Below are 22,639 nucleotides of genomic sequence, written 5' to 3'. Positions count from 1 at the left end.
TAAGCGAACAAGATGAAGAAAAGCGACGTAGCAATTATTGGAATGTCATGCATTTTTCCGGGTGCGAAAGATATGCAGACCTTCTGGGAGAACATTATCAACCGGGTAGATTCTACACAAGAGGTTCCGGCCGACCGGATCGACCCTGTACATTTCGATAAAACCGTGAGCGGAGTAGATCGTTTTTATTGTAACCGTGGCGGTTTTATCCCCGATCATCAATTCGATCCGCAGCGCTTTGGCATTTTACCCTTAGCTGTTGAAGGTACTGAACCCGATCACCTGTTAACTTTAGATCTGGTTCATCAGGCGCTTGAAGATGCTTCGGTATTTGAAAAAAAATATGCCCTCGACAAAACAGGGATCATCATTGGCAAAGGCAATTATGTGGGACCTGGCGCAACACGTGCCATCGAAATTGTAAGAACAGGTGAACAGATTTCGAGTGTATTGAAAGATCTGATGCCACAACTTACCGATGCTGAAATAGAAAAAGTAAAACACGAATTTCAATTGCGTAAAGGCCGTTTCAGTGCCGACACGGCAATGGGATTAATCCCTAATTTAGTAGCTTCATTAGTAGCTAACCGCCTTAATTTAGGTGGACTGGCTTTTACTTTAGATGCCGCCTGTGCCAGTTCGCTCATCGCAGTTGATCATGGCGTGCAGGAACTGAATAGTGGCCGTTGCGATATGATTATTGCTGGCGGTGTACATCTAGGTCAGAATGCGGCTTTCTGGAGTATTTTTTCACAATTGGGCGCTTTATCCAAACAGGAAAAAATTAAACCTTTCGATCAAAACGCAGATGGCTTGATCATTGGCGAAGGTTGTGGTTTTGTAGTGCTTAAACGCCTCGAAGATGCCATCAGGGATCAGGATAAAATTTATTCAGTAATTAAAGGTGTAGGCATTAGCAGCGATGGAAGCGGAACCAGTGTAATGAGTCCATCGGTTAAAGGCCAGTTAAAAGCCATTACCGAAGCCTGGAAAAACGCAGAACTGGAAAGTAAAAATATTGGCTATTTAGAAGCCCACGGAACAGGTACGCCCCTTGGCGATAAAACTGAAGTGGAAACGTTGAAACAGTTTTTCGGTCAGGATGCAGATTTACCCAAAGCAGGTATCGGTTCAGTGAAATCGAATATTGGCCATGCCATGCCCGCAGCAGGTATTGCAGGTTTAATCAAATCGAGCCTGGCTTTATATCATGGTATTATCCCCCCTACTTTACATTGTGATGAACCTGTAACGCAATTAGCTGAAACCCGTTTTTCTGCCGTGCAAAAAGCGATAGACTGGAACCAATCGGGTTTGCCAAAACTGGCTGCCGTAAATGCATTTGGTTTTGGTGGAATTAACGCTCACGTAGTATTAACTGCTTACGATACACCTAAAAAAGATGAAGTATTGGTCATCGCAAGACCAAGCCATGAGGCTTTGATCGAATCGCTTGAAAATGGAGATTATAACATTGGAAATGGAAACTTCCGTTTAGTCTTATTTAACCCTAATCCGGAGCGGATCAAAAAAGCCTTAAAAATTGTGGCTAAAAATTCTCCCTGGAGAAATAAACAGGATATCTGGTACACCAATGCACCACTATTGGCAAACGATGGAAAAATAGCTTTTGTTTTCCCTGGTTTAGATGGACTTACAGGAGGCGAAATTAAATCGGTAGCCGATTATTTCAACATTCATATTGATGAAAACGAGAAACAAGATGGTCTTTTAAGCGAGGCCCTCCACATACTGAACAAAAGCAGTGTTTTAGATCAGGCATTAAAACAATTGGGCATCAAATCTGATATGAACGCAGGCCACAGTCTAGGCGAATGGCTGGCCGCAAGATCTTCGGAGCTGGCAGAAGAAAGTTCGGTTATGAATTTACTGAATGTGCTAAACCCTGAAACTTTTGAATTGAAAGATTCGCGTTTTATTGCCGTGGGTTGCGGTTTAGATGCACTTCAACCCATAATCGAAAGTATACCCGATTTATACCTTTCGAACGATAACTGTCCGCAACAGGTAATCCTTTGTGGAAGCAAAATCGCGCTTGACGAGCTTGTTCCGATATTAAAGGTGAAACAGATTTTTCATCAGATTTTGCCTTTCCAATCGGGTTTCCACTCGCCATTTGTGGCCGATAAACTGGGATTAATCCTCGAAGGCATGCAGGATATGCAATTCCGGAAAACGACCACACCGCTTTGGTCGGCTACCACTTTAGAAACATATCCTGAAGGTTTCGAAGCCATCCGTCAGCTAAGTGCCGAACATTTAATCAAACCGGTGCGTTTCCGCGAGCTTACCGAGAAACTATATGCAGAAGGTGCCCGTGTTTTTATTCAGGTGGGCTCAGGTGGTTTGGTCGGTTTTATTGACGATACTTTAAGGGGGAAAGAAATCAGCACCATCAGTGCCAATGTGCCGATCCGTTCGGGCATCACACAGTTGCAAAGGGTTTTGGCCGCGCTTTTTGTTGAAGGAAAAGAAATCGGCCTCAATTATTTGGGCAACATCAAATCAACACCTCCGCAAAAAAACAAAGGCATTAAACTCGAACTGGGTTCGCCGATGATCCATAACCTACAAACGCTTAAAGGTTTAACCATTAAACAGCCTCAGCCAGCACAGCCCAAAACTTTTGTGGAGGCCAAACATCCGGTTTTACAGGCTTTTAATGAGAATGTAATGGAGATGATCAACATGCAGAGCGAAATGATCGAATTGTTTGAAAATGCAGCTATACAGGTCGATCAGCCAAGCAATTGGGCGCCGGCGAAACCAATAAAACCAGTAAGGCAACCCTTTAGCAAAACACTGGATGTAAGTTTAGACAACTGTCCTTACCTCATCGATCACTCGCTATTGAGACAACCGAAGGGCTGGCCAACGGTTGAAGATATGGATCCGGTAATCCCAATGACCATGATTTTTGAAGTGTTTGCTGAAATCGCCAATGCACAATCGCCCGAAGAAAAGGTGCAGAAAATCATGAACATGCGGGTATTTCAGTGGATGAATGTAGTTAAACCTTTTCAGGAAACGGTAACCGGCGAATGGAAAGACGAACAAAGGGTTTATCTTAATTTAGAGCGCTTTGCTAATGCAGAAGTACAATTGGCGACGCACTTGAACCCTGCTCCAGCCAGATCTTTCGACATCGGAAAGTTATTGGATATCGACCGTACTTCCGCGCAGATTTACGATGCGCACATGTTCCATGGTCCGGATTATCAAGGCATCAAAAAGCTGATTGCAGTTGGTGAAAAAGGAATTACAGGCCTCATTGAAGCATCAGGCGGAAAAGGCTCATTGCTCGATAATGCGGGGCAGTTATTTGGTTTATGGCTGCAGCTCACTTTAGAGAAAGATCGGATTGCATTCCCGGTTAAAATTCAGGAAATCGAATTCTTTGGCGATATGGCCGATCAGCAAGGTACTTTCGAATGTACTTGTGTACTCACCGAAATCAACGACGAATTTGCTACTGCCGATATCGTCATGAAAAGAGACGGCATTACCTGGCTCATCATTTCAGGCTGGCAAAACCGCCGGTTGGAAATAGACGAAGCACTTTGGAACGTATCGATGTCGCCACTTCATAACCGTTTATCAGAAGAGGTTGCACCAGGCGTTTTCCTTTTCGGCAATGCTTATTCGCGCGTAGTATCGTGGGATTTTATCCTGAAAAGATATTTCAACCAGACCGAGAAGAAACACCACCAAAACCTCTTACCGAATAAAAGAAGAACCTGGATGATCAGTCGCGTGGCCGCAAAAGATGCCGTACGGAATTTACTAAATACACAGAAAAACCAGGCCTGTTACCCCATCACCTTCGAAATTTATTCCGACGAACACCGAAAACCTTACGTTAAGGGCGGTTTAACAGAAAACATTCATATCTCTATTGCACATAAAGGTACCGATGCGGTAGGCATAGCGCGTTTTAACGAACCCGTTGGGATCGATATCGAACATATTGAAGAACGGAGTGCTGGTTTCTTCGATCTTGTTTTTAACGATCATGAAATGGCCTTGCTCGAAAGCAGAGATAAAATCGAATGGGCAACCCGCTTTTGGGTAGCGAAAGAAGCCTATGGAAAATATCTGGGCAAAGGTTTACAAGGCAATCCTAAGGCTTATACTGTTGAAGAAATCAACGGAGAAGAATTACGCATCAATAACATCACAATCAAAACAATCAAACATAAAAACTATATCATCGGATGGACACTATAACTACAAAATTAAGCAGCGAAGAAATTTTCGACCTCATGAAAAAATTCATCACCGAAGTAATCGGCGAAGAGTTTGTTGAAGAAATGGATATCACTCCTGAAAGTTCTTTCACCAAGGACCTGGAAATGGATAGCATCGAAATTGTATCCTTTTCTGAAAAAATCAAAGCGCATTTTGGCGAACAGATTGATTTTACCGGCTGGTTATCTTCCATGGATTTGGATCAGCTGATCAACTTAAACTTAGGCATGATCATCTCTTACATCGAAGAATGCCAGTCATAACGGTAAACGGCAAATCGGTTCATATTCAGGAGCTCAATAAAGAAGCTGCTGAAACCATCGTTCTCGTTCACGGGATGTTTAGTAACCTGTCTGTCTATTATTTTAATATCGCGCCACTCCTGGCCACAAAATACCATGTGGTACTGTATGACTTAAAAAGTCATGGTATGAGCGAAAAGGCTTTGGAAGGATATGACCTGGAAAGCATGACCAACGATCTGTTTGCCCTAATAGAGGAATTAAACCTGCAGAAAGTGCATTTGGGCGGTTATAGTTTTGGTGGATTGATCGCTTTAAAAATGGCCATCCGTTTTCCCGAGCGCATAAACAAACTGGCCATAATTGAAGCTCCGGACCCAAATGATGATAAAACAAGAGGCATTATAGATGAATATAGCCGCGAGTTTTTAGAACATTACGTCGAAAACTTTACCGATACCACCAAAGTGAAAATGGGTAAAAGGCAAATGGAGCGCAACCACCGCATGTACGAATACCTCTTTTATCAAACTTCGATTAAAACCGACATGGAACTGGAAAAAGACTTTTTTGGCAGCACAGCGATAGCAAGCATAAAACAATCGACTTTACTGTTGTACGGTACTGATTCGAATTGTTTGAATGCAGGAAAACACCTGGATGGAATGATTGAAAATGCAGAATTAATTGCCGTTCCAGGTGATCATAATATCCCGATCCAACAACCATTAGTTATTGCTGAAGCATTATTAAACTTCTTCCTGAAAACATAAAATTAAACACACATGGCAAAATTCGTATTTGTTGTTCCTCCCCTAACCGGTCATATCAACCCTACATTGAGCATGGGTACAGCTTTGCTGGAAAGAGGCCACCGTGTAGGATGGATTACTTTAGATGAATCATTGGGCGAGAAGCTTCCCCTTGGAGGCGAATTGCTGTTGATTAGTTACGATCAAAACGACCAGCAGAAAAAAGATTCCGAAAAATACCTCGATATCATTACCAAAAAAATCGTTTACGGGATCGATAGCATCAAATTTTTGTATGAAGAAGTATTAATTCCACTCAACAGACACAGCTACGAAGGCATTGCCGATTTACTCGATCAGTTTAAGCCCGATGTGGTGATTACCGACCATCAAATGTTTGCCGGAGCCATTGCCGCAAGCAATACAAACTATCCTTATGTCACTTCGGTTACCGCCCCTGCAGCCATAAAAGTAATGGACGAGCTCCCAAAAGTGCACGAATGGGAAGTCAATCAGATTGTGGCTTTACAAAAAGAATTCGGTATCAACGCCACAGCTTCGATTGCCTGCTCCGATTTGCTAACGATGGTATTTACCTCGAGAGACTTTTTCGGAGAAATGGATTTACCAGAAAACTTCCAGTTTATTGGTCCCGTTTTTAACCGTAGAAAAAATGTAGTTCCGTTTAACTGGGACGAATTTAACGCGATAAACAAGCCTAAAATACTGGTTAGCATCGGTACCACTTTCGATCATGAGCACAAAAAGGCTTTTTTTGCTAAGGTAATCGAAGCTTTTGCTGATGAAGACCTGCATGTGGTGGTCGTTTCAGATCCGACTTTATTTGAGCAATGGCCTGCTAATTTTACCGTGCAGCGCCAGGTACCGCAACTGGAACTTTTACCTCATCTCGATGCTGTGGTTTGCCATGGCGGACACAATACCGTTTGCGAAACCCTGATGAATGGCCTGCCTATGGTGGTTATTCCAATTGCATACGATCAAAGCCATGTAGCCGGACGCGTTTTTAGGGTAGGTGCCGGAGAACGCTTAAACTTTAACCGTTTTAAAGCCAATCACCTGAAAGAAGCCGTAAACAAAGTGTTGCAAAACGACAGTTATAAAATCGCCGCAGAACAGATTAAACGATCCTTTATCGAAGCCGGCGGAACAGAAAGCGCAGCCGATTTACTGGAAACATTAAGCAACAAAACCTCAAACGTATTCATCAGTTAAATTATACATTATGTCAAAATTCCTTTTCGTTGTCCCGCCCTTTTTCGGTCATATTAGCCCAACATTAAGTATTGGCGCAAGTTTACTGGCTCGTGGCCATGAGGTAAAATGGCTGGGTATCACGCCGCTTGCTCAGGTGCACCTACCAGAGGGTGGCGAATTTATTTATCCTGAAGATGATCTGGCGGAGTGTGCTGATGAAATACAACGCATTTTAAAACGTCAGGATGATGGTCCGGCTTGTTCCGGGCCGGAGGTGATGAAACTCGCACTTGAAGAAACTTATGTGCCTTTCGCCAAAATGATGATGAAAGGACTGAACAATTTCGTTGATGCCTGGAAACCTGATGTCATCATCAACGACTGTATAACCTTCGCTGGTGCATTAAGTGCGCACTTAAAAGGCATACCATCGGTTACTACCACACCGGTACCACCTGATGTGATGGGCGATACCGCCAACAGTGCACCCAAAATATTCGAGTGGCAACAAAACCTGATTAAAGGTTTACAAAGAGAAGTGGGCATTTGCAGCGATGAGATTCATATCCATTCGCACCAGCTGAACATGGTTTTCACTTCACAAGCTTTTGCAGGTTTTGAAGAAAAACCACCGCACATGCATTTTGTTGGTCCGGTAAAAGGCCGACCAAATTTAGCCCCTTTTGATTGGGAACGTTTAAGTCAGGCCACCACGCCTAAAGTTTTTGTTTCACTGGGTACTTTATTGGTTGATATCCGTAAGGAATTCTTTCAGAAACTGATTACAGCTTTCGAAAACCAGCCCGTAACCATTGTAGCCGCAACCAATCCAGATATTTTCGAACAGTGGCCTGATAACTTCATTGTAAACGGTTTTGTTCCACAATCAGAATTAATGCCACACATGGATGCGGTAATTTGCCACGGTGGTTTCAATACCGTAAACGATACTTTCACCAATGGTTTACCGATGTTGATCACGCCAATTGCTTACGATCATTTTCATACCGCAAAATTAATCGAGCAGGCAGGTTGTGGCGTAAGCATCCGTTACAAACGATTACGCATCAGCGATTTAAGGGATACCGTTTTCGAACTTTTGGAAAATCCAAAATATCGCCATGCGGCACAAAAAATAAAAGAAACATTCATCGCAGCTGGTGGTAACGATAAAGCCGTGCAATTGCTTGAAGATTTTGCTGAGGTTCATAGAGTTGTCAACTTTGATAGCCCGTTCGCATAGAAGTTGACAACTCTGGACTTAGATAATGAAAGAGTGATCGTCATGCTGAACTCGTTTCAGCATCTTTCCTGCTATTAAGATCCTGAAATAAATTCAGGATGACGGAACGCGTAAATTCGGGATGACGAAATGTTTAAAATACTAACCTAAATGAAAAGAAAACTGCTATTTGGCGAAAGGATGTTATACGGAGATGGGAAAAGTCCGTTTAACATTGTAATACCTTTCAAAATCAGGGGAGAAATCAAAGAAGATGATTTAAGGTTTGCCTTATTTAAAATCCAGAAAAAACATCCCTGGTTAACCGCTGCAATACGTTTTGACGAAGATAAAAGGCCATGGTTTGTCACCAATCTTACCGAAAATTTTAGGATTCCTGTCCGGATTGTGGACAGATTAAATGATGAGCATTGGGAGCAGGAATCTACTTATGAGTGGAAAACCCTTTTTGATGCTACCATTGCACCACTATGCCGCATTACCTGGGTTAGAGGTAAAGCCGTATCCGAATTTTTGATGGTCTATCACCATTGCCTCTGCGATGGCACTTCGGCACTGTCGATTCTGACAGAATTGCTTCAGCTTTTGGATGATCCTGATACCGATATTGGAAAAGAAATTCCGATTATGGGCGTAAAAGATGTGATTCCGAAGAAGATCTTAAACAGCTACCGAAACAGAGCTAAAAACGGACTGATTGGCAAAATGGCCACTTTAGCACTTTGGATTATCCCGATTAAAAAAGTAGCTGTAGATCGAAAAAAAGATTTTATGCTGCACTGGAAATTTGATCAGGATTTCACTAAACAGATCATCCAGTTTTGCAAAACCAATCAGTTTACCGTAAATACTTTGTTGAGCGCTGCTGTTTTAACGGCGTTTAAAGCGGTAAGAAAAGAAAAGGCATTTAACAAAATATCGTTACCGGTTGATATCAGGAACTTTAACCCGATTATTAAAAAAGATCACATTTTTGCCTTCGGATTAATGATTGTACTTTCCCTGCTGCCAGAAAAAGACTTTATTGATAATGTGAAGGCCTTACAAAAAGATGTGAACGATAAATCAGCCAAACTGAATCCTTACAGCTTAATGATGATGATGGAAGCCTGCCATCCGGCGCTTAATAATTTTACCAATTTCTTAAAATACGGGAAATCGAGCAACGATTGTATGTTTTCAAACCTGGGTAAAATCGATATCCCATACCAATACCACAACTTCGAAGTAGAAACCATATTCAGTCCTTCGGTAATGGGACCATTGGGTAATACCACCACTATGATCGCCTCCACCTACCGCAACCAAATGGATTTTACTTTTGTGGCCAGTGAAGGCTACGTGCCATTTATTGAAGCAGAAGCCATTAAAGAAAAAGTAATATCCATCCTTAAAGAACATATTGAAAAACCAATTGAAATTTTAACCGCTACGGCATGAAAAGAAGATTAATTTTAGGAGAAAGAATCATGCATGTGGATGCTAAAACACCCTTAAACTGTGTTTTTGGCACAAAAATTTCTGGTAAAATCAGTGAAGATAACATGCACAAGGCATTGGATAAAATTCAGCAGAAACACCCGCTGCTGCAAATGAATATTGATGCTACAGGCAAAACACCCTATTTCGTAAGAAACGAAAACATCAGTAAAATACCGGTTAGAACTGCTCAACGTGTAACAGATCAGGATTGGTTAACACAATCAAAAGTAGAGTGGTATAAACTTTTTGATGCCCCAAATGAGCCATTAGCAAGGTTAGTCTGGTTAAAAGGTGAAACCGAATCAGATCTTTTGCTGGTGCTCCCACACTGTATTTGCGATGGAACTACCATTTTAAATCTAATGCGGGAGCTCATGACCCTGATTGATCATCCTGAACAAGATCTGGCGCCTTATCCCTCGTTTCTTTCTGTTCGCGATCTGCTGCCGGAAGAATTTGCAATTACTAAAGCAGCCCATTTTAAAGGGAAAATTTTTGCCGCGCTTGGCCGTTTATTTTTCTTTTTTAAAGCAACTTCTAACCATAATGTCGACCGGAGCAATTACGCTGTTCATTGGAAAATCAGTGAACAGGATACCCAAAAACTCCTGGTAAAGTGTAAGGAAGAAAACACGACTGTTCATGCGGCCATATGCGTGGCCTTTATGGAAGCTTTTAAGCAGGTACAAGGCACCAAAGCTCATGGTAAGGTAATCTGTCCGGTTGATATCAGGCGTTTTGTAGAAACCATCAAGCAGGATACCATGTTTGCCTTTGCCCCCATTGTAGAGTTAAAACTTGACCAGACGGAAAGCGATTTCTGGACAAAAACGCGAAAATTAAAAACCGATCTGGAGGCAAAAGTAGCAGAAATGAAAGTTCACGACCTGTTAAACATGAGTGAATATTTCCATTCTTCGGTAAATAAAATGATTGGTTTTTTAAAAACAACAAAGGGCACACATGATGTGACACTCAGTAACATGGGGCTTTTGAACATCACGAAAGATTATCAGCATTTTGCTATTGAAACCATTTATAGTCCTACGGTTGCTTTCCCATGGAAAAATGCCAATACCTTAGTATGCAGCACTTTTAACGGCCAGCTGGATTTCTCTTTTATGTCGAACGAATCGTTTCTGCGAGAATTTGAAGCCTGGCAGATCAAAGACCGGGCAATGGAACTGATTAAGGAAAATTTAAACGAGTTGGCCAATGTCTGATGAAGTGGAATACGATGAGCAGGCAAAAGTGTCGAACTGGCGGAAATTTGTGCGCAAAAACCTGCTTTTACACCTTATCCCAAACACGGTATTGAATACCGTGGTACCCTATTTTGCTTTTAAAGCGCAAAATTCAGTTCACTTATTTAGCGGGGAGCAAAATCTGGCCAGGTTTTTATTGCCCATGTCGTTATTGCTGCCGTTTATGATTACACTTGATATTTTGAAGAAAATAAAAGAGCTGCAGCATTCAGGCGCTATAAATTATAAGATAGATGAAAAAATTACAGGCTATCCTTTTATATTAAAAAAAGCAGGCTTAAATGGCTTGTATAGCATTTTGGCTGTATTTGCATTGATGCTTACACTCCATTTCTCTTTCCCTAAAAATCACGATTTCGGGATTACCCCATCTGCAGTATGTGCAGGATTACTGGCGGGTTTATATTCCATTACCTTTTTCTACCTCGCCATTAGAAGGTTTAAGATTGATGCGGTATAGTGTTGATATCGTCCTCGTTTGAACGAGGACGATCATAACCAAATAGTCCTCGTTTGTAACGAGGATTAGCGAGACGTGCATTTGCAATGCACAAAGAGAAAACAATCGCGATAAAATCGCCTTTCCCGTTCGTCCTCGTTTCAAACGAGGACGATGATTGTGATGGTTTTCTGAACACAAGCCTTTATTAATAGCCCTGATGGCAGCGGATCCCGATTTAAGCACTAGTTTTTACTTTTTTATTGTGTGCCTGCTTGTTTCACAGGTTTCTTCGGGAGCAGCGTACAGCAGGACCGAACCGCTCCTATACATTACAGGCATTGCGCTCCAAAAAAAACAAAATTCACTTGGGATGACAAATTGTATAATTTTTTGTGTTTCATCGCTTAGAGATTCTTCGCTACGCTCAGAATGACATTAAAACTACTCCAGCCAAACCATTTGCGTAAAAGCACCATTGGTTGCAATATCCCAGGCCTCTACCCTTACCCATTTACGGCCCTTTAAATTGATTGGCCAACTGAAATCCTTTTTGCCAAAAGCCTGGGTAGCATTCAAATTAATGCGGTTGCGGTAAACCTTCGCTCCATCACCCGATACTATTTCGACAAAACTTAAGGGAAATGTCCAGTTGAGCTGCATGTTTACCATCGTTTTACCAGATTGGTCAATTTTTAACGTCTCTCCTGCACCTTTACCATTAATGTTGAATGTTGGAATTAATACCTCTCCAGTAGAGACAAAAAACTTTCCTTGCTGCATTACATCTAAAACAGGCTGCCAGCCATCAGCATAATTTGGCACCTTGTCTAGCTGTAAATAATTCACATTTAAGTGTGCATACATTTCATTTTGTTCGGTTATGGTAAAGATGTCGGCTTCAGAAATGACATGTTTTTTTAATCCCCAATTGGCCATATCATCCATCAGGTTTAGTACTCTTTTACTCAATGTTGGCAACGAAAGATCGCCGGGAATGGCTTTCCAGGCTGCTCCCATAAAAGTCTCCGATTTAAAAAAGTCTTCTTCTTTATATTTGTCCGGATAACCTGTTGATGCTTTTGTTCTGGCATGGGCAGTCCAGGCTAAACCATGTTCTTGTTCCAATAGTTTAAGCATTTCTGCTTTATCGTTAATGTGGTAAACTTTACCATATTTCGGATCGTTCGTTTCGAAAGGCATATCGCTTTTTCTCGACATCACCCAATAAACTGGTTTAGGAAAAAATGCCAGCCAATGTCCGCCGTAAAAATTATTGGCTTCTTCTCCCGGTAACAATAAAAAATTAGGGTCAGATAACCTTTTGGTTTGTTTAAACAAGGCATCTAATTCCTTTAAACGAACTGAATCTGGCCCTTTGGGATGGCCTGGTCCGTGAAATTCGGCAAGCTTAACAATATTTAAACCTGCTTTTTTCAATACCTCAACAAATTCGGGCTTTTCCGGAACGGCTTTTCCGCTCAGCACTATATCCGAAATAAACTCATTGTGGAAATGGCTCGCCATGGTTTTATAACCTGCCAAGGGCACATAGGTATCGTTATGCGTAAACTTTTTAACTTTTGCTAAAGCTGTATTTGCCGTTCCGCCGCTCAATAAACAGAAAAAGTTAAGGCGCTGCTGGGTATTTGGTGGCGCATTAAACCAAGGCACATAACGTTTATCTCCCAAAGGATCCTGGCGAATACCGATTCCAAAATCGGGAATCAAATTTAAGTAGTTGCTTCCTTTCCAGGTAAATTTTAGGTTAAAAGCTTCATCCAAAGGATAGAAATATTGATGTGGAGCAGGAAAAACAGCCAAACTTCCTCCGGTATTTTCGCCAATAACCGTGCGGTATTTTACTTCCAGGTTTTTAGCTGGATCTGTTTTAACAGCTTTCTCCCGCTGCAGAGCACCTTGCACATCGCTCCATGCAATATTGGTCCAGGCGTCTTTTTTGCTCGTCAAGCCGGCATCGTACAAAATAGCAGTTGAGTCTTTTGGGGTAGATACCACAGCAGCTACATTAAACAAAGGGCTTCCATTGTAAAGAGTTATTTCTAAAGCACCGCTAAATGTTTCGCACTGAACGCCATTGATTCTCACCACAGTTTGTGACCCCTTCGTAGAAACACTGGCTGCTCCTTTTTCGAACTTTACAACATTTGTGGTATATGGCCTTGTTGGAACGCGGTCGAAAAACACATCCCAGCCCCCACTGGCCGGACTTAAGGTACGTTTGCCTATTCTCAGCACAAATGCAGGGTCGAGATTAGCTGCAACTTCTTTAAAGCTGCCTTGTTTACCTAACAACAAACGTTTGAATAAGGGTTTGGAACGATCAAGATCTAAAATCATTTTACCTAAGGATCCTTTACCAGCCGGCCAGGTAAGCACAATTTCTTTCTGACTGGAAGAAACGGTAGCGCCGTTGGTTTTAAATGCTTTTAGGTTTACCTGGCTTTGTGCGTAAAATGCTGAAAAGCATAATATCAATAATATAGAAATACTGTTTCTCATACAACTTAATCGTTTTAGTTAGATATATCGCAAGATAACAATTAAGTGCAAAACATAAAATATTCGGTGATCAGTGCATTTCGTTCATTATTTATTTTTTAAAAAAAACAAATAATATTACTTAACTTAATATAGAATTAAAACCAAACATTTTGCATCCAATACTCATCAGAAATAACGTAAAAATCCTGGGCGAAGGTAACCAGGTAATTGTGTTTGCCCACGGCTTCGGCTGTGCGCAAAGTTCCTGGAAATTTATTACAGATGCTTTTCTTCAAGATTACAAAGTAATACTGTTTGATTATGTTGGATCGGGTGATTCGGACCTAAGCCAATACGACCAACGAAAATATGCTACACTCGAAGGATATGCCTGTGATATAATCGACATTATAGAAGCGCTTGATTTGACCAACATTATATTTGTCGGGCACTCCGTAAGCAGTATGATAGGCATGATTGCCGCACTACAAATGCCAGAAGTATTTAAAAAACTAATTTTTATCGGTCCTTCGCCAAGATATTTAAATGATCATGATTATATCGGTGGATTTAATGCAGCAGATATTGAAACCATATTTGAGCACATAGCCGATGATTACATTGCCTGGAGCAAACAATTGGCACCAGTGGTGATGGATAGCCCTTTAAAACCTGAACTGGCTGATTTTTTACAGGAATGTTTTGAAGCTACCGACCCAAGTGTGGCGCTGGCCTTTGCAATGGCTACCTTTAAGGCTGATTATAGAGACAAATTAAAAAACCTCGAAGTGCCAAGTCTTACCCTGCAAAGTTCGAACGATATCATGGCGCCGTTATCGGTAGGCGAATTTATCCATAAAAATACACCAGATAATTTTTTGGTTGTGATGAAAGCCACAGGACACTTTCCGCACATTAGCGAACCTGAAGAAACCATAAGAGAGATAAAAGATTTTATTGAGGATATCAGTTTAAAAGCAGCATCAGATCACCTGTATGCTTCCTGAAAATTTTCATATATCAATAACTAAAACCTTATAACTAAGAAAAAGCACAGGTTATTGTTCTAAAAACACCTGTGCCTCTTCTTTGGCCTTTTCGCAGATCATGGCAATCAATTCTACCCGATACCGGTATTGATCGCTAGTTAAATCATCATCCTCAATGGCTTGCAGGTGTGCGCTTAATTTAGGTCCTAAACCCATCACATAAATGGTTGAAAGCATTTTATGTGCAATACGTTTTAGTTTTTCATAGTCCCCGGCGACCAAACAATTATTTAAATCATTAATTTCTTCTGAAACAATTTCAATGAATTTTTCTGTTATTTCCTTTTCGTAAGCAATATCTCCCATGCTTATTTCTTTCAGATAACCTAAATCAATAGCCTTATAACCCTCTACCTCATGTTTAACCTGAATATTTTTGGTCGACAATACCTCATCCGGTAAAAAATGGGTTAAAACACCCACCAGCTCAATTCGCGAGATTGGTTTAGTAAAACAGCCATCTAATCCTGCATTAAAACATTTTGCTTTTAGCTCCTCTAAATCTTTTTCTATTATGGCTACAATTGAAACATCAGACGGCGAACCGGCCCTTATTTTCTGTACAATATTAAACGAATCATCTTCCAACAGGTTGGCAGCAATCAAAATTAGCCTGCAGGGATAATCTGCTAAAATTTTGATCGCCTCGTTAGTATTCGAGGCTATCGCAAAACGAACATCGTATTCTTTAAGATAATCTGATAAGTTTTTTTGATCCATTGCCTGATCATCCACAACTAAAACGTCAACTATGCTGTTCAACTCCTGATCGTTTGTTTTATTCTCTTTCATCAATTGCTTTGGTTATAATATCTGTATTCTCTTATTCAGGATCATTTTATACGCGTCGGATACGGGGACGAAATTTTTATGCATAATCAAAGTATTCCCTTCAACCGTATCTATTTTGCCTACATTGATAATGAACGAACGATGTACACGCAAAAAAGTCTGTCCGGGCAGCTTGTCTTCAATAGATTTTAAAGAAGAGTGTACAGAATATACTTTTTCATTTAAGTAAATCTTTACATAGTCGCCTTTGGCCTCCAGATAATTAATATCGTCTAGTTTAATACGCCTGATTACACCGGAATCCCTGATAAAAACAAAATCGTCTTGCTGGTTATTCAAAAATAAGTTTTGGATGTTATGAATTTCCTTTGCCTTATTTATGGCGATTAAAAACCGGTCTGGGGTGATCGGTTTGGTAATAAAGTCAACAACATTCAAATCAAACGCAGTGGCCGCATAATCTTTTTTAGAAGTAATAAATATAATCAGCGGACGTGTATCACCCAGGCCTTTAACCAGCTCTATCCCTGATATGCCCGGCATCTCGATATCAAGCAAGAGTAAGTCTATTTTATGAACGGCTAAATTTCGATAAGCCTCGGCGGCATTTTCGCATTCAGCAATCAATTTTAAAGCTGGATCAACCTGCAAAAGGTGGCTTACTACCCGCCTGGCGATTACATGATCATCAACTATTAAACAATTCATTACTATGGGATTATCGTTGTAATTAAAACTAAGCATAACCTGCAGGAATATTTTGATAAATAAATAATGAACAAAATGAATAAAATCTATATTTGTAGAAAATTTTCCCCATTTTCAACGCGCGCATTGCCCCATTCGTCTAGGTTTTTTGCCTTTCTAAAGACTAGATATAGTCAAAACAAACATCCAGGAGTAGATTTGTATAGTATTTAACAGCAATCGTCAATCATAAAAAATAAAAAACAAAATGAACAAAATTAGAACAATCGCATTCGCTACATTAAGTATCCTATCCGTTTACAGTGCGAAAGCGCAAAACTTTAAGGAGCCTGTTAGCTATAAACTTAAGAATGGCATGAATATCATTATTTCGGAAAATGAACGTTCGCCAAAGGCATATTCGAGCTTCACCTTAGATACTAAAGCCTTTGAAGGCAAAAAAGATGGTATAGTGGAGTTGTTAAATGCCGTGTTAAACGAAAACGTAAGCAAAAACGCAAATATTAGCTTTAAGGATAACAGCGGTAAACTGGCTACATCAAATGCTGATCTGGATAAAGACCTGGCAACAATGGCTTCGGTTATTCAACATGCCAATTTCGATCAAAAAACTTTTAATACCGCTAAAGCAAAATTAATTGCCAGTATAAAATTGCAGGATTACGATTACGACCAAACGGTAAATGAAAATTCGATTAATGCATTAACCCTGGCCGATGTAAAAAACTTTTACAGCCAGATTTCTCCGGAAAAAACCTTTTTAACCATTGCAGGTGATGTTGAATTAAATACAGCCAAAGCATCAGCTAAAAAAGCTTTTGGCAACTGGAACCGGACACAAGAACTTGCATTAACTGTGGCAAGGTAATATTAAAATTAAATTCAGGTCCTTTGATTAATTTCAAAGGGCTTTTTTTATGCCCAAAATGTTACAAGTGATTGGGCTTTAACTATCCGTATTCAAGGAATCATTCAATATATTCGCTTGAAATAAAATCATCATTTCTGAAAAAAAAGATATATGAAAAAATTCTCTATACCCCTACTTTTTGTTGCTTTAAGTTTATCTCTGCAGGCTCAGATTGTGGTTAACCGAAATCAGGATATTGATAAAATGGTTAAGGCCGTCAACCAGGATTCTCTAAAATCGTATATCAGTAAAATGGTTTCATTCGGAACAAGAAATACGCTCAGTGATATTAAAAGCAAAACAAAAGGAATTGGAGCGGCCAGAAACTGGGTGCTGAATAAATTTAATCAGTTTGCAAAACAAAGCGATGGCAGGCTTACCGCATACCTCGATACCATTACTTTTAAACCTGATGGCAAAAGAGTAGACCAGCCTACCCTTTTGGGCAATGCTGTAGCCATACTGAAAGGCACTGATGTAAACGATAAACGCGTTTATGTGGTGAGCGGGCACCTCGATAGCCGTGTTACCGATGTAATGAACAGAACCAGTAATGCGCCAGGTGCCAATGATGATGGCAGTGGCGTTGCAGGGGTAATTGAGGCTGCAAGGATTATGAGTCAGTATAAATTTTCAGCAACCATAATTTTTGTAGCGGTGAGTGGCGAAGAACAATCTTTATTAGGCTCTGGTTTTATGGCTGCAAAAGCAAAAAAAGAAAACTGGAATGTAGATGCCATGTTAAACAATGATATGATTGGCAGCAACAACAGTAGCGAAACACAAATCATCGATAATACCAGGTTACGCGTATTTAGCGAAGGTTTACCCAGCTTCGACCTGGATAAAAATGCAAAAAGCATCCGTCAGTTTGGTTTAGAGAATGATGGTAAAAGCCGTCAGTTGGCACGATATGTTAAAGAAATCGGCGAGCGTTATGTAGATCAGTTGGAAGTTAAGTTAATTTACAGAAACGACAGGTTCCTCCGCGGCGGAGACCATACCCCATTCGTAGAAAATGGATTTACTGCAGTGCGCATCACTGAAATGAACGAAAACTTCGATCACCAGCACCAGGACCTTAGAACGGAGAAAGGTATTAAATACGGCGACCTTCAGGAATTTATGGATTTCGAATATTTACGTAAAAATACAGGTGTAAATATTGCTGTTTTGGCCAATCTGGCTAAAGCCCCATCAAGTCCTACAGAAGTAAAAGTTGATGTCAAAAACCTGAGTAACGCTACCTTTTTATACTGGAAAGCACCTGCTAATGGTAGTGTAAAGGGTTATTATGTTTTAATGCGCGAAACCAGCAGCGCCGTTTGGGAAAAGAAATTTTTCACCTCATCCACCGAATTAAGATTGCCTTACAGTAAAGACAATTATTTATTTGCCGTTCAAAGTATCGGAAATGACGATACTGAAAGCCTGCCGGTAGTGCCGGGTATTGGCAGATGATAAAACATTTAGGGTTTGCCGTTGTTTAAATCCAAATTTAGCGTATGAAATTTAAACCTTTAGCTTTTATTGTTAATATTGCCATCACACTGGGGGTTGGTGCTTTAGGAGGCTGGGCAACCGCCCAATCGGTTAAAACCTGGTACCCCACATTAAACAAACCATCCTTTAATCCACCAAACTGGCTTTTTGCACCCGTTTGGACGACACTTTATGTCCTTATTGGCATCGCTGCTTATCTGGTATGGATCAGGCGCGATAAAATTGTTCATTTCCCACGAACAGTTGCGATTTACCTTATCCAGTTAATTTTAAATCTAGGCTGGTCATTTATTTTCTTTTACCTGCATGAGATAGGCTTTGCCCTGGCCGAAATTATTTTATTGTTGATTGTCATTGTGGTTAATGCATCCATGTTCTATAAAATAAACAAATGGGCAGGTTTAATATTTATCCCCTACATCCTTTGGGTAACTTTTGCATCATTTTTAACGTACAACATTTTCATATTGAATTAATTTTAAAAGAAAACCCTATTTTTAGGAAGTGGTAACTTTTAAAAGATCTTTGCTGATACTCTTCGTTCTGTGCTGTAACCAATTGCAGGCGCAAAAGGTAGGTCTTGTGTTTAGCGGTGGTGGTGCAAAAGGATTGGCGCACATTGGCACCTTAAAGGCGCTGGAAGAAAACCACATCCCTATCGATTACATTACAGGCACATCGATGGGTGGCATTGTTGGTGCCATGTATGCCGCAGGTTATAGCCCTGCAGAGATAGAAAAAATTGCACTGAGCAACGACTTCCAAAATTGGGTAAATGGTCGATACACCAGCGATTACACCTATTACTTCCAGAAAAATGCGCCCAATGCTTCTATGCTTACTGCAAAAGTGGCTATTGATACGGGTTTTCATTTTAGTTTCCGTTCTAACCTGATTAACGATATCCCGTTAAATTTTGCTTTTCTTGAGCTCTTTTCGCAGGCTTCTGCTGTTTCTAAAGATAATTTCGATAATCTTTTTGTTCCCTATCGCTGTATGGTGGCAGATGTGCTTTCGCAAAAAAGTATCACCGTAAGCAAGGGGAGTTTAGCCGAAGCAGTAAGGGCAACCATGACGGTTCCGATCATCTATCGTCCGATTAAATTAGACGGAAAATATGTTTTTGACGGGGGCCTGTACAATAATTTCCCTGCCGATGTAATGGAAAGAGATTTTAAACCTGATTTCGTTATCGGCGCCAATGTTTCGTCAAAAACCTACAACGAATATCCTAAAAACATCGACGATCGTTTAATGAACCGCTTTTTGGTCTACATGTTTCTTTCCAAATCAGATTCTACCATGATCGGAAAAAACGGTGTATACATCCAACCCAATTTAGCTACTTATAGTGTAACTAATTTTGCTCCGGTAGAAGAACTGATCAAAAAAGGCTATGATGCAACAATAGCCGATATGCCAAGAATTAAAGCGTTAATCAGCAAAAGGGTGAGTGACGAAGAACTGGCAAAAAGAAGGGAAAAATTTAATGCAAAAAAACCAGATTTAAAATTCAGCAACATCATCGTAACAGGCGTAAACAGCCAGCAAAAAAAATATGTAGAAAGGCTTTTTAAGAGCGATAAAGTTAGTTTTAACCTACAAGACATTAAACGTGGGTATTATAAACTGGTTGCCGATCAAACTTTCGAAACGGTATATCCTAAAATCTCTTATCAGGCGGCAACAGACAGTTATACTTTTGAGGTGGTTGCACAGCCCAAAAAGAGTTTCAAACTCGAATTAGGCGGCAATATCTCTACAAGACCCATCAGCAATGTTTTTTTGGGCGCTCAGTACAATTACCTCAACCGTAAATCTTACACTTTTGGAACCAGCTTTTACTCCGGCCGTTTTTACGAATCGGTACAGGTAAATGGCCGGGTAGATTATCCAACCAGGCTACCCTTATTTTTGGCGGCCGAGTTAACCTATAATCACTGGAATTTCTATAATACCAGCCAGATCTTTATCGAAAACCCACGCCCCATTTACATCGAACAATCCGACCGTAAGATTGATCTCATGATGGGAATGCCTTTAAATTACAACACCAAAATTGTGCTCCACGCTACATTTATCAACAACAATGACCGTTACAGCCCAAACAATACCTTTGCCGTAGGCGATTTATTAGATCAAACCATATTTAATGGCTTCAGAGGTTCTTTAAACTTTGAAAAAAACTCGCTGAACAGAAAACAATATGCCACCAATGGGCAAAGCTTTTCGCTAAGTTTTAACTATACTACAGGTCGCGAAAATTATAATCCTGGTAATATTTTCCGCAATACCCCAGGTTTTGTGAAAATTCCCGGCAGTAGCCGGCTGCATCAATGGGGCAGCATTAAGCTCACTCAGGAAAACTACTTTTTACACCTTAAAAAATATACTTTGGGTTATATTATTGAAGGTGTTATTTCAAACCAACCCTTATTTAGCAATTATTACGCAACACTTTTAACCGCTCCGGCCTTCTACCCCCTGCAAGATAGCCGCTCGTTATTTCTGGATAAGTTTAGGGCAACTACCTATGCCGCCGGCGGCATAAAAAACATTTATAATGTTAAAAAAAATCTAGACTTTAGATTAGAAGGTTATTTATTTTTACCGCATAAAGAGTTTGAGCTGAATAATTTCCAGGATATAAATTATGCAAAGCCCATTACAAAAATACGCTATGCAGGTACTGCTGACCTGGTTTATCACTCACCGCTGGGGCCGGTTAGCCTAAGTTATAATTTATATAATGATGCTGTTAAAAGAAATGGTGTATTATTGCATATCGGTTATTTAATTTACAATAAACGTTCTATCGAATGAAACGAATCTTACTCATGCTTTCGCTGTGCTTAATCGGGCTTTTCAGCTTTGCACAAACCGCAGCAATCAATAATTTTCTGGTAAAAGAGAATTTGCTTAAAAACAATAAGCTGGCCATTATAGCTGCCGATTCGTTAAACAACCCCAACGAAAATATAAACGGAACCTATACTTTTAGCGTAAGTGGTTTTACACAGGTATTAAAATTTAACGATGGCATAGCCGTGTTACCTTTACCAATTGATAAATCTACCTTCGTATATATTAAACATCAAAACGACTCCGGCACACACAGCAAACTGGTGTACGTGTATAAAAAAGATACCGATTTAAGTCCGTACGCCATAAATAGTTTATGGCTTTTCATCATTCCCATTATACTCGTTATTATTGCCTTTGCCTTCCGCAAGCTGATCATATTTGTGGTCATTATATTTTTGGTATTCGTGTATTTTAACCATAGTAATGGCTTAAACCTTTCTACCTTTTTCGAAAGTATATTTGATGGGTTAAAGAATTTGATTTGATGTAAGGAGAAAAGAGTTGTCAACTCTTATAGCTTGGTTCCCTCGCCAAAATCGTCATTTCAAGGCTGGGCTAGCGCGAACCGAAGCAACCTTTCCCTATAAATTTAATGCGTTCTATTTTTCAGAAAAGCAATACCTGTGGTGCTTCGGTTATACCCGTCCCGCCCTTTGCTTAATCCCGATATAATTATACAATGATAAAGAAATTACCTAAATCGGGATAACACTGTCGGTCGGGTTTATTTTACCACAGATAGTAGCACTGTTATAGCCCCTTAAGCCCGATCGAAGCGAGATGCCGGTTATTTCAATCGGCAGAAGCGGGAGCGGGACTACAGAGAACCAATAGCCTCTGCAACTGCCTTCCAATAAAAGAAGCTGAAGTTAAGATATGTTTTTAGCTTTTAAATAATAAAATCATCAGTGCGTGACTGGACAAGCACGTGCCGAAGCAATCTCATGCTATAAATTCTCTTATTCTTTTTTGAAAAGCAAGGCCTCTGGTACTTCGGTTATACCCGTCCCGCCCTTTGCTTAATCCCGATATAATTATACAATGATAAAGAAATCACCTAAATCGGGATAACGCTGTCGGTCGGGTTTATTTTACTACAGGTAGCAATACCATTGTAGTGCCTTAAGCCTTTCGTGTGGACACATCTTTTGGTTTGGGTTTTTTATACGTTTTGCTAGCTTGCTTTAATAAATTACAGGTTTAACCGAAGAACACCGTCAATCCCAAGGGCCGGGAGAATCAAAAAAACAGGAGTAGTTCATTACAATTGGCACGAACAAACCTGAAACGCAGTGGTTTTGTGTTCGTAATCACTGAATTAAAGCTTAAAAGAGCATTGAACACAAAACAAAGTGCCGTTGTTTTTTTGATGTACGTGAGATTGTGTAAAGGGCCCA

17 protein-coding genes are annotated in these 22,639 nt (G+C 40.3%); 14 read left to right on the top strand and 3 right to left on the bottom strand.

From position 1 onward, the window contains the following. Window positions 1-12 precede the first annotated feature (12 nt). The 8 genes from AC07YT_RS22870 to AC07YT_RS22835 all read left to right on the top strand — a co-directional run bounded on the left by AC07YT_RS22870 (window position 13) and on the right by AC07YT_RS22835 (window position 10,931). Complete coding sequence (locus tag AC07YT_RS22870) at window positions 13-4,248, top strand: type I polyketide synthase (RefSeq protein WP_086547233.1); 4,236 nt, start codon at window positions 13-15, stop codon at window positions 4,246-4,248. Beyond that, on the top strand, window positions 4,236-4,532 hold the full coding sequence (locus AC07YT_RS22865) for an acyl carrier protein (RefSeq protein ID WP_086547234.1): 297 nt from the start codon (window positions 4,236-4,238) through the stop codon (window positions 4,530-4,532). Before AC07YT_RS22870 ends, AC07YT_RS22865 begins: the two co-directional genes overlap by 13 nt. Further along, window positions 4,520-5,284, top strand: a complete 765-nt coding sequence (locus tag AC07YT_RS22860) for an alpha/beta fold hydrolase (RefSeq protein ID WP_086547235.1) — start codon at window positions 4,520-4,522, stop codon at window positions 5,282-5,284. The genes AC07YT_RS22865 and AC07YT_RS22860 overlap by 13 nt, the downstream gene beginning before the upstream one ends. Before the next feature lie 12 nt (window positions 5,285-5,296). Beyond that, a complete protein-coding gene (locus tag AC07YT_RS22855) occupies window positions 5,297-6,499 on the top strand; it encodes a glycosyltransferase (RefSeq protein WP_086547236.1) in 1,203 nt (400 codons plus the stop codon). 10 nt (window positions 6,500-6,509) lie between these two features. Further along, a complete protein-coding gene (locus AC07YT_RS22850) occupies window positions 6,510-7,724 on the top strand; it encodes a glycosyltransferase (protein WP_086547237.1) in 1,215 nt (404 codons plus the stop codon). 150 nt (window positions 7,725-7,874) lie between these two features. Beyond that, on the top strand, window positions 7,875-9,164 hold the full coding sequence (locus AC07YT_RS22845) for a condensation domain-containing protein (RefSeq protein WP_086547238.1): 1,290 nt from the start codon (window positions 7,875-7,877) through the stop codon (window positions 9,162-9,164). Beyond that, entirely contained in the window at window positions 9,161-10,429 is a 1,269-nt protein-coding gene (locus AC07YT_RS22840; protein ID WP_086547239.1) for a condensation domain-containing protein, read from the top strand. The genes AC07YT_RS22845 and AC07YT_RS22840 overlap by 4 nt, the downstream gene beginning before the upstream one ends. After that, entirely contained in the window at window positions 10,422-10,931 is a 510-nt protein-coding gene (locus tag AC07YT_RS22835; RefSeq protein ID WP_086547240.1) for a hypothetical protein, read from the top strand. Before AC07YT_RS22840 ends, AC07YT_RS22835 begins: the two co-directional genes overlap by 8 nt. Before the next feature lie 423 nt (window positions 10,932-11,354). Here the strand turns inward: AC07YT_RS22835 and AC07YT_RS22830 are convergent, their stop codons facing one another. After that, window positions 11,355-13,433 (bottom strand): CehA/McbA family metallohydrolase domain-containing protein, encoded by a 2,079-nt coding sequence (locus AC07YT_RS22830; protein ID WP_086547241.1) that lies wholly within the window; start codon window positions 13,431-13,433, stop codon window positions 11,355-11,357. A 152-nt stretch (window positions 13,434-13,585) separates the two neighbouring features. Here AC07YT_RS22830 and AC07YT_RS22825 point away from each other — a divergent pair, with 152 nt between their 5' ends. Continuing rightward, window positions 13,586-14,422, top strand: a complete 837-nt coding sequence (locus AC07YT_RS22825; RefSeq protein ID WP_086547242.1) for an alpha/beta fold hydrolase — start codon at window positions 13,586-13,588, stop codon at window positions 14,420-14,422. Between the two features lie 51 nt (window positions 14,423-14,473). Here the strand turns inward: AC07YT_RS22825 and AC07YT_RS22820 are convergent, their stop codons facing one another. Together AC07YT_RS22820 and AC07YT_RS22815 are read right to left on the bottom strand one after the other, a co-directional pair. Further along, on the bottom strand, window positions 14,474-15,256 hold the full coding sequence (locus AC07YT_RS22820; protein WP_086547243.1) for a response regulator: 783 nt from the start codon (window positions 15,254-15,256) through the stop codon (window positions 14,474-14,476). 12 nt (window positions 15,257-15,268) lie between these two features. After that, complete coding sequence (locus AC07YT_RS22815; RefSeq protein ID WP_086549377.1) at window positions 15,269-15,964, bottom strand: LytR/AlgR family response regulator transcription factor; 696 nt, start codon at window positions 15,962-15,964, stop codon at window positions 15,269-15,271. 247 nt (window positions 15,965-16,211) lie between these two features. On the opposite strand from AC07YT_RS22815, the gene AC07YT_RS22810 reads away from it, so the two are divergent. From AC07YT_RS22810 to AC07YT_RS22790, 5 genes are all read left to right on the top strand, one after another. Then, window positions 16,212-16,832, top strand: coding sequence for a peptidase M16 family protein (locus tag AC07YT_RS22810; protein WP_086547244.1), 621 nt, complete (start codon window positions 16,212-16,214; stop codon window positions 16,830-16,832). Between the two features lie 153 nt (window positions 16,833-16,985). Beyond that, complete coding sequence (locus AC07YT_RS22805) at window positions 16,986-18,335, top strand: M28 family metallopeptidase (protein WP_086547245.1); 1,350 nt, start codon at window positions 16,986-16,988, stop codon at window positions 18,333-18,335. Between the two features lie 44 nt (window positions 18,336-18,379). Further along, entirely contained in the window at window positions 18,380-18,853 is a 474-nt protein-coding gene (locus AC07YT_RS22800; protein WP_086547246.1) for a TspO/MBR family protein, read from the top strand. 49 nt (window positions 18,854-18,902) lie between these two features. Further along, complete coding sequence (locus AC07YT_RS22795) at window positions 18,903-21,200, top strand: patatin-like phospholipase family protein (protein WP_494945543.1); 2,298 nt, start codon at window positions 18,903-18,905, stop codon at window positions 21,198-21,200. Next, complete coding sequence (locus AC07YT_RS22790) at window positions 21,197-21,727, top strand: hypothetical protein (protein WP_086547247.1); 531 nt, start codon at window positions 21,197-21,199, stop codon at window positions 21,725-21,727. The genes AC07YT_RS22795 and AC07YT_RS22790 overlap by 4 nt, the downstream gene beginning before the upstream one ends. Window positions 21,728-22,639: the final 912 nt, after the last annotated feature.

Source organism: Pedobacter sp. GW460-11-11-14-TSB4 (genome assembly GCF_059423705.1).
This window is presented reverse-complemented; position numbering and strand designations above follow the sequence as displayed.